This is a genomic window from Streptacidiphilus sp. PAMC 29251 (genome assembly GCF_054208735.2).
Genome location: NZ_CM135725.2, coordinates 5,674,369 through 5,688,969 on the forward strand (window position 1 = coordinate 5,674,369; position 14,601 = coordinate 5,688,969).

The 14,601-nt window shown below is 68.2% G+C and carries 19 protein-coding genes and 1 tRNA gene; 17 read left to right on the forward strand and 3 right to left on the reverse strand.

Annotated elements, in window-relative coordinates; genetic code table 11:
• Positions 1-71 precede the first annotated feature (71 nt).
• Positions 72-1,271, reverse strand: a complete 1,200-nt coding sequence (locus tag ACXKR8_RS26785) for a glycosyltransferase family 2 protein (RefSeq protein ID WP_462099867.1) — start codon at positions 1,269-1,271, stop codon at positions 72-74.
• 644 nt (positions 1,272-1,915) lie between these two features.
• Here ACXKR8_RS26785 and ACXKR8_RS26790 point away from each other — a divergent pair.
• A tRNA-Arg gene (locus tag ACXKR8_RS26790) sits at positions 1,916-1,991 on the forward strand.
• Positions 1,992-2,108: 117 nt separating this feature from the next.
• Here the strand turns inward: ACXKR8_RS26790 and ACXKR8_RS26795 are convergent.
• Together ACXKR8_RS26795 and ACXKR8_RS26800 are read right to left on the reverse strand one after the other, a co-directional pair.
• Positions 2,109-3,308, reverse strand: coding sequence for a tyrosine-type recombinase/integrase (locus tag ACXKR8_RS26795; protein WP_458267132.1), 1,200 nt, complete (start codon positions 3,306-3,308; stop codon positions 2,109-2,111).
• Between the two features lie 46 nt (positions 3,309-3,354).
• A complete protein-coding gene (locus tag ACXKR8_RS26800; RefSeq protein WP_458267133.1) occupies positions 3,355-4,053 on the reverse strand; it encodes a helix-turn-helix domain-containing protein in 699 nt (232 codons plus the stop codon).
• Between the two features lie 644 nt (positions 4,054-4,697).
• Here ACXKR8_RS26800 and ACXKR8_RS26805 point away from each other — a divergent pair.
• The 16 genes from ACXKR8_RS26805 (at position 4,698) to ACXKR8_RS26880 (ending at position 14,558) form a co-directional block, all read left to right on the forward strand.
• On the forward strand, positions 4,698-5,339 hold the full coding sequence (locus tag ACXKR8_RS26805) for a hypothetical protein (protein ID WP_458267134.1): 642 nt from the start codon (positions 4,698-4,700) through the stop codon (positions 5,337-5,339).
• Complete coding sequence (locus ACXKR8_RS26810) at positions 5,336-5,737, forward strand: hypothetical protein (protein ID WP_458267135.1); 402 nt, start codon at positions 5,336-5,338, stop codon at positions 5,735-5,737. Before ACXKR8_RS26805 ends, ACXKR8_RS26810 begins: the two co-directional genes overlap by 4 nt.
• Positions 5,738-5,842: 105 nt before the next feature.
• Positions 5,843-6,877 carry a bifunctional DNA primase/polymerase gene (locus tag ACXKR8_RS26815; protein ID WP_458267136.1) on the forward strand — a complete coding sequence of 345 codons (1,035 nt, stop codon included), beginning with the start codon at positions 5,843-5,845 and terminating at the stop codon, positions 6,875-6,877.
• On the forward strand, positions 6,874-8,178 hold the full coding sequence (locus ACXKR8_RS26820; protein WP_458267137.1) for a DUF3987 domain-containing protein: 1,305 nt from the start codon (positions 6,874-6,876) through the stop codon (positions 8,176-8,178). The genes ACXKR8_RS26815 and ACXKR8_RS26820 overlap by 4 nt, the downstream gene beginning before the upstream one ends.
• A gap of 195 nt (positions 8,179-8,373) precedes the next feature.
• Entirely contained in the window at positions 8,374-9,819 is a 1,446-nt protein-coding gene (locus ACXKR8_RS26825) for a UvrD-helicase domain-containing protein (RefSeq protein WP_458267138.1), read from the forward strand.
• Between the two features lie 55 nt (positions 9,820-9,874).
• Positions 9,875-10,135, forward strand: a complete 261-nt coding sequence (locus ACXKR8_RS26830; RefSeq protein WP_458267139.1) for a hypothetical protein — start codon at positions 9,875-9,877, stop codon at positions 10,133-10,135.
• Positions 10,132-10,530, forward strand: coding sequence for a hypothetical protein (locus tag ACXKR8_RS26835; protein WP_458267140.1), 399 nt, complete (start codon positions 10,132-10,134; stop codon positions 10,528-10,530). The genes ACXKR8_RS26830 and ACXKR8_RS26835 overlap by 4 nt, the downstream gene beginning before the upstream one ends.
• Complete coding sequence (locus ACXKR8_RS26840) at positions 10,527-10,766, forward strand: hypothetical protein (RefSeq protein WP_458267141.1); 240 nt, start codon at positions 10,527-10,529, stop codon at positions 10,764-10,766. The genes ACXKR8_RS26835 and ACXKR8_RS26840 overlap by 4 nt, the downstream gene beginning before the upstream one ends.
• A 14-nt stretch (positions 10,767-10,780) precedes the next feature.
• Positions 10,781-10,996, forward strand: coding sequence for a hypothetical protein (locus tag ACXKR8_RS26845; RefSeq protein ID WP_458267142.1), 216 nt, complete (start codon positions 10,781-10,783; stop codon positions 10,994-10,996).
• Between the two features lie 20 nt (positions 10,997-11,016).
• Positions 11,017-11,202: a hypothetical protein gene (locus tag ACXKR8_RS26850; protein ID WP_458267143.1), complete on the forward strand. Its 186-nt coding sequence runs from the start codon at positions 11,017-11,019 to the stop codon at positions 11,200-11,202.
• A 60-nt stretch (positions 11,203-11,262) separates the two neighbouring features.
• Positions 11,263-11,931: a hypothetical protein gene (locus tag ACXKR8_RS26855; protein ID WP_458267144.1), complete on the forward strand. Its 669-nt coding sequence runs from the start codon at positions 11,263-11,265 to the stop codon at positions 11,929-11,931.
• 124 nt (positions 11,932-12,055) lie between these two features.
• Positions 12,056-12,484 carry a helix-turn-helix domain-containing protein gene (locus tag ACXKR8_RS26860; RefSeq protein ID WP_458267145.1) on the forward strand — a complete coding sequence of 143 codons (429 nt, stop codon included), beginning with the start codon at positions 12,056-12,058 and terminating at the stop codon, positions 12,482-12,484.
• A 128-nt stretch (positions 12,485-12,612) separates the two neighbouring features.
• Complete coding sequence (locus ACXKR8_RS26865; protein WP_458267146.1) at positions 12,613-13,368, forward strand: coiled-coil domain-containing protein; 756 nt, start codon at positions 12,613-12,615, stop codon at positions 13,366-13,368.
• A 14-nt stretch (positions 13,369-13,382) separates the two neighbouring features.
• Positions 13,383-13,763 (forward strand): hypothetical protein, encoded by a 381-nt coding sequence (locus ACXKR8_RS26870; protein WP_458267147.1) that lies wholly within the window; start codon positions 13,383-13,385, stop codon positions 13,761-13,763.
• Positions 13,764-13,766: 3 nt separating this feature from the next.
• On the forward strand, positions 13,767-14,132 hold the full coding sequence (locus ACXKR8_RS26875) for a hypothetical protein (protein ID WP_458267148.1): 366 nt from the start codon (positions 13,767-13,769) through the stop codon (positions 14,130-14,132).
• A gap of 141 nt (positions 14,133-14,273) precedes the next feature.
• Positions 14,274-14,558, forward strand: coding sequence for a helix-turn-helix domain-containing protein (locus ACXKR8_RS26880; protein WP_458267149.1), 285 nt, complete (start codon positions 14,274-14,276; stop codon positions 14,556-14,558).
• The last annotated feature ends 43 nt before the right edge of the window (positions 14,559-14,601 follow it).

The following is a 14,601-nucleotide window of genomic DNA, read 5'->3' on the forward strand; positions in this document are numbered from 1 at the left end:
CGCCTGGTTCTGTGTCTGGTTCGGTGTCTGGCTCCGCGTCTGATTCTGCGTCTGGTTCTGAACCCGCCCCCTCATGCCCCCACCGCCTCCTTCTGCTGGCCGTTGCCGTTGCCGTTGCTGCTGCTGTTCTGCTGCAGCTGAAGCTTCGGCTCCTCCCGCTGCAGCGTCGCCGCGCTCTGCCCCTGGCCGCCGACCGAGTCGGTGCTGCGGGTGAGCCAGCCCTGCTTGTTCATGGTCACAAAGGCGTACAGCTTGATCGGCAGCGAGATCATGATCACCGTCAGCGCGGTGAGCGGCAGCAGGAAGATCTCCAGCGGGTGCCGCCGCAGGTGCGAGTAGCCGCGGATGCCACGCCCGATCAGCAGCCAGGCGGCGGCGAAGGCCCACCCGCGGGCGGTGTAGTCCAGTCGGCTGAAGAAGAGGAACCCCATGGTCAGGCCCATGGTCACCGGGGTGAGCAGGATCTGCAGCACGGTGATCCTGGACACCATCGGGGTCCGCCACAGCCAGCCCTTCCACAGCGCGGTCAGATAACAGCGGTACGAGTTCCGGCTCCAGCGGATCCGCTGCTTCACAAAGGCGCGGAAGGAGGAGGGGAACATCGAGATGGCACGGGCGTTCGACTGGTGCACCGTCTTGTAGCCGGACGCCAGGGTCAGCCAGGTGAGCCGACCGTCGTCCCCGGCGACGCAGCGCCGTCCCAGGAAGAACTCGTTCTCCAGGTGCTCCACCACCGGCAGCACCACCGAACGGCGGTACGCCGCGGTCCGGCCGGAGAGGCAGATCACCCCGCCCTGCCGGCTCATCGCCGGCACGTAGTCGTAGTAGCGCAGGTTGACCAGCCAGTCCGCGATCCGGCGCCAGACGCTGGTGGTCCGCTGGTAGACGTTCTGCTGGGTGCCCACCCCGCCGATCTGCGGGTCGACGAAGGGCATCTGGACCGCGTCCAGCAGTCCCTTCTCCCAGGACGTGTCCGAGTCGGCGAACACCAGGATCTCGCTGCTCGCCGCCCGAATTCCGACCCCGAGGGCCGACCGCTTCCCATGGTGCTCGAAAACGATGACCCGCAGCCGCGGATCCTCCACCTCGGCCAGAAGACGCTGCGCCTCGGTATCCGCGGTGTCGATGACGATGATGATTTCGGTGGGATTCTGCGACCGCCAGGATTCCAGGCAGCGGAGCAGGATCTCCGGATCCTCCCGGTAGGAGGGGACGACTACGGATGTGGAGGTCCGGTAATCGTTGACCACCGGTGCGGCGAATCGCGACACTACCGCGCGGTAGAGCCACAGAACCCACACGATGACCCCGGCGAGACCCAGCGGAACCACTTGGCGCCAGGCATTTCCCGAGGTCAACGTGTTGATGAAGTGGGGAGCGTCGTGGAGCAAACCGGATATACTGGACATGGAAATCCTGGGGTAGGCGTTCGGCCTGAGCTTTGTTGACGCCATCCTAGGCATAGCACAATGTGAATATCGCGTGCGGGTCAGGTGTTTACACGGTAGATCCAGGAACTTGATAAATGTCCATGCGAAGGGCGTTGACATTTACATTCTGTTACGGTCGGCGAGGGCACGACTACGCGGATGAGGAAAGCGAAACATTTCCCCCCGCATTTACGCAGCGTTCACCTGAAAACACCCCCGAAGTACGCGCGGCAACGCTATGCACCCCACCGCCCCCAGGCACCCTGGCCGCCGCCGGCCGACCCCCGCACCCGAGCCACTGCCCCGCCCCGAGCCGCCCCGCACCCGAGCCAGCTCCCTGCCCCCAGTCCGAGGGCGGTGCCCACCCCACCCGCCCAGCGCACCACCAGGCCCCTCAAAACCCGATTTCACCCCAGGCCGGGCCTCGTGTAATGTTGCACTCGCAGGGCAGCGGGGCGAATGAAAACCGCCCAGAAGCCAGGCAGGCGCTCATAGCTCAACGGATAGAGCACTTGACTACGGATCAAGAGGTTGCAGGTTCGAATCCTGCTGAGCGCACCAGCGCAATGGGCTTCAGGCCCAGGTCAGGGCCCTGTTTCACTTCAGTGAAGCGGGGCCCTTGGTCGTTCCCGGGGGCCGTCGTCTCACAATTTCTCACAAACGGTTTTTGATCATGCGTCAGCCGAGCAGCTCGCCCAGCTTCTCCGCACCCGCCCGCAGACTCTTCGCCTCAGGGTGCACGTAAGTCCGCTTGGTGAACGACAGGTCACTGTGACCAGCCCAAGCGGAGACCACAACGTCGGGCACCCCGTTGTTCGCCATCCACGACAGGCAGGCGTGCCTTGCGTCGTACAACCGCACCGGCCGCACTCCGGCCAGCGCCATCAACTTCTTGGCCTCACGCCGCAGCTTGTCCGTCTTGAACGGCCGGCCGAGCTCGTCGACCAGGACGTAGCCGGTGTTCTCGTACCCGTCACCTGCGGCCAACTTCTCGGCGGCCTGGATCGCGTGGAACGACCGCAGGGCCTTGCTGACCGGAAGCGGCAGCGGGAGCACGCGCTTGCCCGCGTCGGACTTCGGCCCCTTCTCCACTACCTTCAGTCGCTCTCCCTTCTCCCTGGTGCGGTCGAACACGAGGGTCCTCGTGTTGCCGATGGTGATGGTGCCCTCGCCGTCCAGGTCGACGTCTTCCTCCCAGCGGGCGCCGCAGACCTCGGCTGGCCGTTCGGCGATCATCGAGAGCATCATCGGCCCGTACAGTCGGTGGCCCTGGATGCCCGCGAGGAATGCCTTCACCTCGTCCTCGTCCCACGGCTGTTGGACGACCTTGCCCTCGGTGGCCTTCCGCTTGGCGTCGCGGGACACGACGACGTGCTCGGCGACGTTCCGCACAACCAGCTGACGGCGCACCGCGAGATGTAGTGCGGCCCGGAAGCGGCCCACGGCCAGCCGGACGGACCTGATACCCAGTCCGGTGCCCGGGGTGCCGCCGCGGACTCGACCACTGGTGACCATCCAGTCGATGAGAGCCTCGATGTCATCCTCTGACAGTTCCTGGATCCGCCGGTGGCCCATGTGCCGGCGCACCGGCCGGATCGCCTCGCCGTAGTTGGAGACCGTGTTCTCGTCGACGTCCCGCGTCGCGGACTTCAGCCACTGGTCGAGCAACTCGTCGACGGTCATCTTGTTGGGTGCCACGTAGGAGCCGTTGGCTCGCTGGTGGCGGATGCGGGCCAGCTCGGCGACCGCTTCCTTCTTGGTGTCCTTCGTGACGGTCAGTTGCTTGCGCTTCCCCTCGGCGTCGAAGCCGATGTCCACGACAAACCGGTACCGCGTTGTGCCGTTGCTCAGCACGATCTTCTTGATCGGGTCAGCCATACTGCTCCCCTAATTCTCCGGCCCGACCACTACGGTCGGGCCTGCGCTACTGCTGCCCCGGGGCAGCCTCGCCGCCCTCGGTGGCAGGCCTGTCGAGGCTCTCGGCAATCTCGTCCAACTCGAATCCGAGCGAAGCATGCCGACGGCGCGCCATACGCAAGAGTGCTTTGCGGCCAGCTTCGTCGCTGTCGGCAGATGGCACGACCAAGTCGATGATGACCTCAGCGAAATTGCGGACGAGCCGCACGATGGAGTTGTCCGTGCCGCGCCGACGCTCCTCGGGTTGGGCGAGGGCCTGGTAGGCCAACTGCTGTCGCCCGTAATGCTGTTCTCGATCGTAGGCGTCCAAGGGGATCGCGGGATCGGCACCTGGCTCGGCGAAGTTGGCGCTCCCACCGGGCTCGTCCATCGCCGTCTGCTGGCCCTCGGCCCAGTTCCACGCCGTACGGCTGCTCACGCTGCACCTCTCAGTGAGAGCCACGGGATCGCTACCCGACGTCGGCGGCAAGAGGAGCGTGCTCGGGCTCACGTTCAGTGCCAGAGCAAGCGCGACTAGGTCGTCCACATCGATGCGGCGCTCACCGCGTTCCATCTTGCTGATGACAGTGGGGAGCATCGGGCGCCCGACCCCGGCCAGCAGCGCCGAAAGGTCCTTTTGGTGGAGCTGACGTGCCTTACGGAGGCGCTCAATGTTCGCCGCCACCCGCCGCGAAGTTGGACCGCTCACCACTGCATTAGAAGCCATGATGGCTATTCTGTGGCACAGGGTGGACATCCCGCAAGCTACCGAGCTAGGATCCATACAACGGCGAACCTAATCGCCATTTGCAGCGATCAGGCTGTTCACCTTGGAGTTTCCATGCCACAGAACACTGCTGGCGATCCCGAAATCTGGCTAACGCCGGATGAGACAGGTCCCGTAATGAAGGTCGCCAAGCAGACGCTCGCGAACTGGCGGTGCCTTGGCATCGGACCGCCCTACGAGAAGCTCGGGCCGGGTCGTGCGGCCCGGGTTCGGTACCGCAAGGCCGATGTGCTCGCGTGGATTAGCGATCAGAGCGCGAGGGCCGCGTGACGAGGCCACCCACACTCGCGGACGTCCGGAAGTGGCCCGCCACGGTGGACGTACCCCAGGCAGCCACGGCTATCGGGATCTCAAAATCCCACCTGTACGCCCTGCTGAAGCGCGGTGAGGCACCCGTCCGGGTCCTCTCCTTCGGCACCCGCCACAGGGTCGTGACCGCATCGCTGATCCGCCTGCTCGAAGAGGCGGCCTAACCCAACTCATGGCGAAGGCCTCGGGTGTTCACCCCGAGGCCTTGATCGCCGCTCACCTTGCGCCTTCCGATTCCAGCCGGGCGCACAAGCCAAGGACGTGAATCCAAGCTCATGGTACTGGCAAGAACAACCCCTGGCGGAAGTACCGCCGACGTCTGCGACGCAGACAAGCGCCGCTACAGCAAGGCGGCCGAGCAGTTGGCCGCCGACACCCCCGTCGCCGAGGCCGAGCGCCCGGACACGGCCCTGTTCGTCAACGTCGCCTGCGAGGCGACCAACGGCAACGTGTACACCGCCTGGGTCGCAGAACCCGGCGACAGGCCGATCCTGCTCGTCGGCTACGACGACACCCGGATCCCGCGCTCGGTCGTCGACTTGATCGTCGCCCGCCGCCACGGTGTCCCCGCCGAAATCATCGAAGCGGACTTCGCGCAGCAGCTCAGCGAGCGGTCCGACGTCACCCCGGACGACCTGGCGGGATCCACGCCCGCCAGGCCCCCGGTCAACGTCGACGAGCCGCTCGAAGGCGAGCCCGTCCAGCTGGAGATCGGCACGGTCGTGGTGTCCATCACCGAGACCCGCTGGTTCGCGGACGGCACGTTCCCGGAGAAGCGTGAGGTCGTCGTCGACGACGGCGGTGCACCGGTCGAGCTGTCCTTCGAGCAGGCCCAGCAGTTGCCCGCGCAGATCCGCGACTTCGCGGACCGCGTCGAGAACATGCTCGCCAACTTCGGCCACCTGGGGGAGCAGTGACCACCACCACGGCCATGCCGGCCGCCGTGATCCTCAACGCTCACAGTCACCCCCGCCCGTCCTGGGTGGTCGGGACCAACATCGGGTACTCCGGTGCGGGGGACCGGTACGCCTGGGCGGCGCACCAGGGCGCCGCGCTACAGCTGGTGCTGCCTGGCCCGGACAGTGAGGTCGTCGTCTCGACCCGGAACCTGCTGTTCCTTGAGGACACCGAGCCCGAGCAGCACTTCCTGACCGTGACCGCGACCGATGCCGACGGTGACCCGGTGGACCGCGACCTCACCCTCGACGAGGTCGACGCGCTCATCGCCTCGGCCTCCGCCTGGGTGGCTGGGCTCCGCGCCCAGCGCGCCCGAATGGGTGCCGCCACCGCGCTCCAGGGCGCCGCCGTCGCCTGAGGCCGGCAGTTGACGCGCACGCCCGCACCATCCCGGACGGCGGAGGACACACCCTCAGCCTCCGCCGTCCGGTCCCCAGTACTTCAAGATCCAGGAGCTACCAAGTTGAACCAGAACCACGGCCGCCAGGAAGAGGGTGGCGGCCGTCACGACCCCGGCGGAGTAGGGCAGTCCGCTGCGGTCTACGGCACCAGCAGTATGAAGCGGGCCAGGCGCCTCAAGGCGGCCCTCGCCTTCGCTTCAATGGGCTGGCCCGTCCTCGGGCTCAGCCCCGGCACTAACGTGCCGCTGAAGGGCTGCGAGCTCTGCAATCCCAAGTCCCCGCACTATGTCCCGCACCACGGCATCAGCGGATGCCCGCACCCGGCCGACTTCTGCCACGGATTCCATGCCGCGACCGTCGATGAGCAGCGCATCCGCAGTATCTGGGACCGCTTTCCCGATGCCAACGTCGGCATCAGCCCGGGTCCGGCCAGCTTGGTCACCGTCGACTGCGACACGGCCAAGGACGCCAGCGCACCACCGCACCCGTACGACCTGCCCGGTGTCGTCGACGGCAAGGACGTCCTCGCGATCATCCTGGAGCGCTACGGAGCCCCGTTCCCCGGCGACACGCTGTTTGTGTCCACGCCCCGCGACGGATGGCACTTCTACTGGACTCTCCCGGCCGGACTGGTCGTCAACAAGTCCGAGGCCAAGTTCGGCTGGAAGATCGATGTCCGGTCCACCGGCTCCTACATCACCGCGCCGACTTCCGAGCGGCCAGAGGGTGAGTACCGGCGTCTCGGTGACGTCCTGCGGCCCAAGGAGGCGCCGGCGTGGCTGCTGCACCACCTTGAGGTGACCGGGCACATGCCCAAGCCGCAGGTCGCGACCCCGCCGCGATCGGCGTCGACGGCGCAGCCGACCCGGTTCATGACGGGCCTGGTCAAGGTGGTCCTCGAAGCCCAGGAGGGCGAGCGGAACAGCCGCCTGTTCTGGGCCGCGTGCAAGGCCTTCGAGCACGCCGGTGCCGGCGACATCGACGACCACTCCGCTGCGGGCTGCCTGCTCGACGCGGCCCTGCACATCGGCCTCGACCAGCACGAGGCGCAGCAGACCATCAACAGCGCCCAGCGGGCGGCAAGGGGCGCAGCGTGAGCGACGACATCGAGGACATCGCCGCGGCCATCGTGGGCAAGAACGGGGTGAAGGACCCCGAGCCACAGTCGCCGGCGGGCCGACCCTGGCCCGAGTTGGGCAAGGGCGCGCTCTACGGGCTTCCGGGCACGATCATCAACACGATCCTGCCGCACAGTGAGGCAAGCGCTGCGGCGATGTTGTTCACCCTGTACGCCGGAGCCGGGGCCATGATCGGCCGCACCCCGCACATGTTCGTCGGCGGCACGGAGCACGGCGCACGGGTGTGGCCGCTCATCATCGGCGCGACCGCCGGCGGCATGAAGGGCACCTCCTGGTCGGAGATCAAGCAGGTGCTGAAGGAGGCCGACGACAAGTTCTGCGGCACCCGAATCATGGGCGGCCTGTCTTCCGCCGAGGGGCTGATCTTCCAGGTCCGCGACTCCACCGGCGACCCCGAGGACGAGCACTTCGACGAAGGCGTCAGCGACAAGCGCCTCCTGGTCGTGGAGTCCGAGTTCGCCTCGGTACTGGCCCAGGGCAAGCGGGACGGAAATACGCTGCTGCCAATCGTGCGGCAGGCCTGGGACGGCGACACGCTGCGCACCATGACGATCCGGCCCCGGGTCGCCACCGACCCGCACATCGTGGTGATCGGGCACGTCACTCCGACCGAACTGCGAGCCAAGCTCTCGGAGTCCGAGCGGGCCGGGGGAACGATGAACCGGTACCTGCCGGTCATGTCCAAGCGGTCCAAGCGGCTACCGGACGGCGGGATGCTGGAGCAGGCAGACATCAAGGCGTTGGGTGCGCAGTTGGCCGAACGGATCGCGGCAGCGGCGAGCGTCAAGCGGATGCAGCGCACCTTGGAGGCCGCCAAGTACTGGCGTGAGATCTACCCGCGCCTGACTCCCGATCACATCGGTGACGGGCCGGTCGCCCAGGTCGTGGCCCGGGCGGCACCCCAGGTTCTGCGACTGTCCGTCACGGCGGCGTTGCTCGACGGCGAGGACCGTATCGGCCTGGAGCACCTGCAGGCCGCCGAGGCGCTGTGGGCCTACGCCGAGGACTCCGCTTGGTACATCTTCGGCACCGGCTCCGGCAACCCCGACTTCGATCGGCTCAAGGGCTTCGTGGATGCCGCTGGCGATGGCGGTGTCACCCGTACGGAGATCACGAAGGGGTGCTTCGGCGGCCACCGCAAGAAGGCCGACCTGGATGCCCTCGTGGGTGAGCTCCTCAAGATCGACGGTTACGAAATGTATTCGCAGGAGACGGGCGGTCGCCCCGTCCTGACACTGCGGCGAACTAAGCAGAAGTAGCGAACTATGCCTCTGACCTGCGATGACACTTGACCCCTTTCTTCGCACCCGCGAAAGAAGGGTGCGATAAGCCGAGGCGCTGACCTGCGCTTTTGGGGTTACTTCGCATCTTCGGCTTCTTTCGCCGCGAACAAGCCCCACCCGCAAGCCGGTTACGCAAAGTAGCCGCCGAAGTCCTTCATGAAGGAGGTGACCATGACGTACCCGCCCACCGCCGAGCAGCAGGAAGTGATCGACGACTTCCTCCTCGGCCACGACCTCAAGATCCAGGCCGGTGCCGGAGCCGGGAAGACCAGCACCCTGAAGTTCACCGCCGCCGCAGCCGGAAGCAGCCGCGGCCTCTACATCGCCTACAACCGGCCCATCAAGGAGGAGGCCGCGAGGTCGTTCCCCCGAACGGTCCGCTGCGTCACCAGCCACGGACTCGCCTACGCCACCATCGGCATCCGCTACCGGCACAGGATCAACAGCTCCCGTCTTCCGGCCCGCACCGTTGCTCAAATCCTCGGCGTGGCGCGGCCCCTGGCCGTCAGCGAGACACTCGCGCCGCTCGCACCCTGGCAGGTCGTGATCCATGCCACGGCTGCCGCCAAGCGCTTCTGTCACAGTGCGGACCGGGCCATCGGCGCCAAGCACATCCCGAGGATCAAGGGCTACGACGCCGAGGAGAACGAGCGGCTGGCCGAAGCCGTCGCGCCGCTCGCGCAGATGGTCTGGGAGGACTGGACCGACCCTGAAGGCCGCCTGAAGTACGACCAGGACGCCTACCTCAAGCAGTACCTCCTCTGCAGCCCCAAGGTGGAGGAGGACTACGTGATGCTCGATGAGGCCCAGGACGCCAACCCCGCACTCACCGGCTTCATGCTCGACCAGCACCACGTGCAGCGGATCGCCGTCGGCGACAGCTGCCAGCAGCTCTACGCCTGGCGTGGAGCCGAGGATGCCCTCGGTGTTCTGCCAGGAAGTGAGTTGACGCTCAGCCAGTCTTTCCGGTTCGGCAACGCCATCGCGGAGGAGGCCAACGTCTGGCTGGGCGTCCTCGACGCCCCCCTTCGGCTGACCGGTTACGACCGCATCGACTCGCGGCTCGGCCAGCTCCACCGCCCGGACGCCATCCTGTGCCGCACCAACGCCGGCTGCATGGGAGCAGCCATGGCGCTCATGGCCACCGGCACCAAGGTCGCGGTCGTCGGCGGCGGCAAGGCGATGAAGGACATGGCCTACGCCGCAGTGGACCTGAAGGCCGGCAGGGCGACGAGCCATCCGGAGCTGATGGCCTTCTCCACCTGGGACCAGGTCGTCGACTACGCCGAGAACGACCCGGACGGCGCCGACCTCAAGCCCCTGGTCGACCTCATCGAGGAGCACGGTCCGACCCGCCTGATCCAGGCCGCCGGGGCGCTCTCGGACGAGAGGAACGCCCAGGTGACCGTCTCCACGGCGCACAAGTCCAAGGGGCGCGAGTGGGCCACGGTCAAGATCGGCAGCGACTTCCATGCCCCCAAGCGGAACCCGGAGACCGGCGAGCTGCGGATCACCCGGGCTCTGGCGATGCTCGCCTACGTCGCGGTCACCCGCGCCCGTGAAGTCCTGGACTGCGAAGCCCTGTCCTGGGTCGACAACCTGGACGGAACGGTCTGAGCGAACTATGCGAAATACGCGAAGTAAGTCAGACATCGCAGGTCAGAACCCTGAAGTGGCGTCGCAGATAGTTCGCACGGCGCGCGAAAAGGGTGACCGCAGCCCCGACCCGGACCTCGCCGAGATCCTCCGTGCCTCCGCCGAGAAGCGGATCGCCGATCAGATCGCCGACGCAACCGCTCGGCGCGAAGCCCAGCAACAGACCCGAGCCGAGTTCACGGCACGCCGTACAGCCGGGCTCCGCCGCCGGTACGCCGCAAAGCAGGCCCGGCTCCGCATGATCGCCAACCACCAGCAGACCCAGGAGACATCGTGACCAGCCCCGTCATGATTGAGCTTGAGCACCCCGTCCACGCCGACTGCCCCGAGTGCGGCGAACCCGTCGAGTTCGACCACTACGTCATCACCACCCCCGAAGGCGCCCTCTGCCAGGGATGCGCCAACGACACCGCACCCGGGCTCGGCGACCTTGCCCACGGACTCAGCGCCATCCGGTGGGCCCTCATGTACCAGCTCGGCCAGGAACACCGCAGCCTGGTCCAGCAGCACTGCAGCAACCTGGCGACCCTCGCCGCCAACCTCGCCAGCGGCGCCACCGCCCTCTACACCGAAGGCCCCAACGGCGAGAAGGACATCCTCCGCCCCGGCGGGAACGACCCCCACGACACCATCCGCCGGCACGTTATGCGCGCGGTCGGGAGCAACCGATGACCATCGTCCAAGACGCCCTCCACCGGGTCCTCATGGAGAGTCACCGCTTCGACTCCGGGGATGCCGTCAACGAATCCATCAAGCGGGCCGTCCTCGCCCTGGTCGACGCCCTCGCCTACCGCGACGGCATCCCCGACCGGACCGCCTACATCGAAGCCCTCGCCGAACTTCACCGCGACGACCCCAACCCCCTCACGGCGATGTGCATCACCGCCGCCAGCTGGCTCGCCGAATAACCCAGGAGACCACCGTGACATCTCGCATGGCGAAGGTCAGCCGCACCGCGAAGACGCCCACCGTCGAGGTCCACTGCCCGGCCTGCCGCGCACTGCGCCGCTGCGGCTCCGTCGGCACCGCGACCATCAACAACCGGCGCCGCGAAGTCCTCGAATGCCCCGCACCCGACTGCCAGCTGCAGTGGGTCCCCGTCCGCAACCACCTCACCAGCGCCCCGACAGCAGCCTGAAAACCATAGGAGAACCGATCATGCTCAGCGCCCCCGTCCCGCCCCTCGTCGCCGCCACGATCCTCCGCACCAGCGGAGCCGAACAAGTCGTCGTCACCAGCTGCCCCGGCTGCGGAGGAGCCCACCGACACCTCGCCGTCGGACTCCGCGTACCCGTCTGCGGCCGCCCGTACATCGTCCAGCTCAGCAGCAGCAGCCCGGCCTGATACGCCGCCCCAAAGCAACGCCGCGCAAAGCCCAGAAGCCACCCCGGCAAGGAGACCGCTATGACCACCCCCGCCAAGCCCACCTGGCCCCTCGGCAAGCGCCCCTACCTCGCCTGCCGCCGGTCGTCCGAATACGACCACCAGGAACCCGCACCGCCCGCCGGCACCCTCGTGCGCTTGCCCGGCAACGTCGCCGTGCTCTACGTCGGGCAGAAGTGGACCCAAACCTGGGCACAGACCGACGCCCTCGCCGAGGAACTGCGCGGCGCCCACTTCGTCGAACTCGTCGGCGACATGTGGGAAGCAGCCCGCCCCGCCAAACGCGCCATCAACGACTCCTGGACCGCCGCGAACAAGGCCGCCAGGGACACAGCCGCACCCCCCAAGCCGCCCAGGTCACAGGCGGCCCTGTGCGGTCGCCCCGGCAAGCGGGACGTGCCCTGCAGGCAGACCGCCGGATGGGGCACCGACACCCCCGGCACGGGGCCCTGCTACTGGCACGGCGGATCCACCGTCGAACTGGACAAGACCGAGCAGCGGGTCATCGAGCAGATCCGTGTCGTGCGTGAACTCGCCCGTAGGGCCGCGGCCAAGGCCCCGTTCGCCGAGGCGCAGCTCGCCGCCGCCCTCGACCTTCAAAACATCCTGCTCGGCATGGCCGCCAAGCGCCGCAGGTCGCCCCGGAGCAGGCGCGCCAATCAAACACCCTCCGCCAGCACCCGCGATTGAACACCTGCAGCCGTACGCCCGCCCGCAACGCTCCGCACCACCCCGCGAAGGACCGCACGATGAACGCTGAACGACCGGCGCACCGCCGCTGGTGCACCGCCCGGGGAGCCGGGGTGAGCTGCTGATGGCGATGCGGCTGCCCGTCGGGGCGTACCTGCTGCTGGACGGCGAGGACGCCTCCCGTCTGGACTCGGTGCTGCGCCGCGCGGTCTACGACATGGGGCGCCGGGACGGGTGCGTGCCCGACGCCCTGGTGAGGTTCTCCGAGGACGTGCACAAGGTTGCGCTGCAGTTCCGCGCATCCCTGCTGGTCGAGGGCACATTCGGAACCGTGGAACCTGAGTTCGCCTCTGTGGCGGGAGTGTCGGCTGTGACAGACCAGCTGACCACGCAGCAACTTGCGCGGCTCGCAGGATGCAGCGATTCGTATGTGCGCCGGCAAGTCAACACAGGCGTCCTCCCGGGGATGCGGACGACCGGCGGCGGGTGGCTCATCGATAGCGGTGCCGCGGCCGTGTGGCTGGCAGGACGGAGCAACCGAACGGCGGCCTGAATGCGCGGGACACGACGGCGGGGCGGCGAGTGCACCGCGGACCCTGCAGCGCCCGTACAGGCAGCCCTGTACGCCCACCCGGCCACATCCCTTTTCGACCCGACGACCACACCCGCCAAGGAGACCTGATGCACACTCAGACCACCACCGAGACCCCCGCCGAGCTCCGCGCCCAGGCCCAGGCGCTCCACGACCAGGCCGCCCAGCTGCGCGCCGAGCTGCAGGCCGTACTCACGGCCGGCCAGCAGGAAGCGGACCGGCTGCGCGCCGAAGCCGACCAGGTCCTCGCCGGGGCCCGGAACAAGGCCAACAGGCTGAGGGGCGAGGCCGGCGACACGGACCGGTCGGCCGGGCCCTTGGAGGAGCGGGCGGTGCTGCAGGAGGCCGCCGCGGTACTCGTTGCGGCGATCCCGGCCGCCGAGTCCCGCGCCGCTGGCTTCTACGCCGAACTTGAGGCACTGGGTGTCACCATCACTGGGCTGCTCGGGCGCCTGGAGCAGCTCGGCGTCGACCGCGAAGAGGTCGGCATGCAGCTTGCCGCGGCACGCGAGGCCGGGGATGTCGACGGCGTCGTCGCGGCCCGCGCCAGGATGACGGCGATCGACGAGGTCGTCGCCAGCCTGGAGGGCCAGAAGCGGGTAGCGGAGCAGCGTGTCGTCGCTGTCGGCGCACCGGGCGAGGACGGGGAACTCGACCGGGCCGAGAAGCTGGTGGTGGCCCTGATCGCCCAGCAGCGCCAGGTTGCCAACCAGCTCGACCCGGACAGCCTGCAGGCGCAGGCCGACGCTCTGATGGCGCAGTTGGTGGAGTACGCGGCTGCGCAGGTCGACCAGGAGCAGCAGAACCAGCCCGCCCGCCGGGCCAACACCATCATTCAGCAGTGACCGGAAGGACCGTCATGACCACCGCACCCCGCAGGACCATCCGCCCTGTCACCCGGGCCCTGATCGCGAAGGCGAAGCCCGACGAGAGCTGGGTCGCGCTGTACAACGAATCCGGGCAGCTGATCGGGATCTGCGACCCCAAGAACATCACGCCGATCGCCGAGTCCAGCAGCGGCGCACCCCAGCAGGCGGCGCCGAAGGCGGCCCCGGCGAAGGCTCCCGTTGCCGCGGCGCAGCAGCCTGACGAGATGGCCAAGCAGCAGGCCGTCGCCCAGCTGCGGAAGGGCCTGAACGCCCCGCGTGCAGCGGCGGAGAACGACCTCCTCGCGCAGCAGATGGGTGCCGCCGCCACCCGCGTCCTGAGCGAGATCCACAAGCACCCCCGCGGGCGCTGACCCATGCCTGAGGGCCCCGTTCCCGTCTACGACCAGGACGGCAAGCTGGTCGGCGTTCTCATGGACCCGAGCAAGCTCACGGTGCTGTACGACGGCAGCCAGGAACTCGACCTGGAGCCCGCGCCGCCCGCCGAGGTCGGGATCCCGGCGGACGCCGTCGGCAAGTCCTGGGAGGCGAAGCGTCAGTGGTCCTCGGACACGCGGACCGCTGCGGAGCAGGCCGAGATCGGCGCCGACATGACGGCCTCCGCGCTGACGGCGTTCGCCCGCTACTGGGCGGACCGGACGCCCGCCGAGGACGTGGCAAAGCAGGCCGCCGCGCTCGGCGTGCTCCGCCGGATCCGCTCCGGTCCGCCGGCCCGAGGCTGACCCCCTTTGACCCCCTGCCGGCTTCCTTGTCCGGTGGGATGCACGGCCGGCTGATGGCCGTGCAGCGTGCCGCCGACCCTCGTCCATGGGTCGGCGGCACGTCGTGCTCACCCAGACCAACCCGTCGGAGAGGCGGACACCATGACCACCACCATCAGGGAGCGCAGGATCCCGCCGCCCGAACTCGGCGTGATGCTCAACCAGGCCAGGATGCGCGCCGGGCTCCGCGGCAGGGAGGCCGCCCGGCTCGCAGGGCTGGATCACGGGTACCTGATCCAGTTGGAGACCGGTCGGCGGACACCGTCGCGGAAGGTCGCCGAGGTGCTGTGCGAGGTCCTGGCACTCACCGACGCCGAGAGTGCCGAACTGTTCGAGGCCGCCCTTCCGGACGTCGGGAAGGATCACCCGGGCAAGCGGGCAGCGTGATCCAGACCGGTGGCCATGGCCACCACTTCGGATCAGCAGAAAG

Coding starts and splice junctions, on each gene's coding strand:
- ACXKR8_RS26800 (WP_458267133.1), bottom strand. CDS start 4,053: ATGGCTTCTAATGCAGTGGTGAGCGGTCCAACTTCGCGGCGGGTGGCG.
- ACXKR8_RS26855 (WP_458267144.1), top strand. CDS start 11,263: ATGACCACCCCCGCCAAGCCCACCTGGCCCCTCGGCAAGCGCCCCTAC.
- ACXKR8_RS26840 (WP_458267141.1), top strand. CDS start 10,527: ATGACCATCGTCCAAGACGCCCTCCACCGGGTCCTCATGGAGAGTCAC.
- ACXKR8_RS26805 (WP_458267134.1), top strand. CDS start 4,698: ATGGTACTGGCAAGAACAACCCCTGGCGGAAGTACCGCCGACGTCTGC.
- ACXKR8_RS26795 (WP_458267132.1), bottom strand. CDS start 3,308: ATGGCTGACCCGATCAAGAAGATCGTGCTGAGCAACGGCACAACGCGG.
- ACXKR8_RS26825 (WP_458267138.1), top strand. CDS start 8,374: ATGACGTACCCGCCCACCGCCGAGCAGCAGGAAGTGATCGACGACTTC.
- ACXKR8_RS26870 (WP_458267147.1), top strand. CDS start 13,383: ATGACCACCGCACCCCGCAGGACCATCCGCCCTGTCACCCGGGCCCTG.
- ACXKR8_RS26875 (WP_458267148.1), top strand. CDS start 13,767: ATGCCTGAGGGCCCCGTTCCCGTCTACGACCAGGACGGCAAGCTGGTC.
- ACXKR8_RS26865 (WP_458267146.1), top strand. CDS start 12,613: ATGCACACTCAGACCACCACCGAGACCCCCGCCGAGCTCCGCGCCCAG.
- ACXKR8_RS26860 (WP_458267145.1), top strand. CDS start 12,056: ATGGCGATGCGGCTGCCCGTCGGGGCGTACCTGCTGCTGGACGGCGAG.
- ACXKR8_RS26850 (WP_458267143.1), top strand. CDS start 11,017: ATGCTCAGCGCCCCCGTCCCGCCCCTCGTCGCCGCCACGATCCTCCGC.
- ACXKR8_RS26880 (WP_458267149.1), top strand. CDS start 14,274: ATGACCACCACCATCAGGGAGCGCAGGATCCCGCCGCCCGAACTCGGC.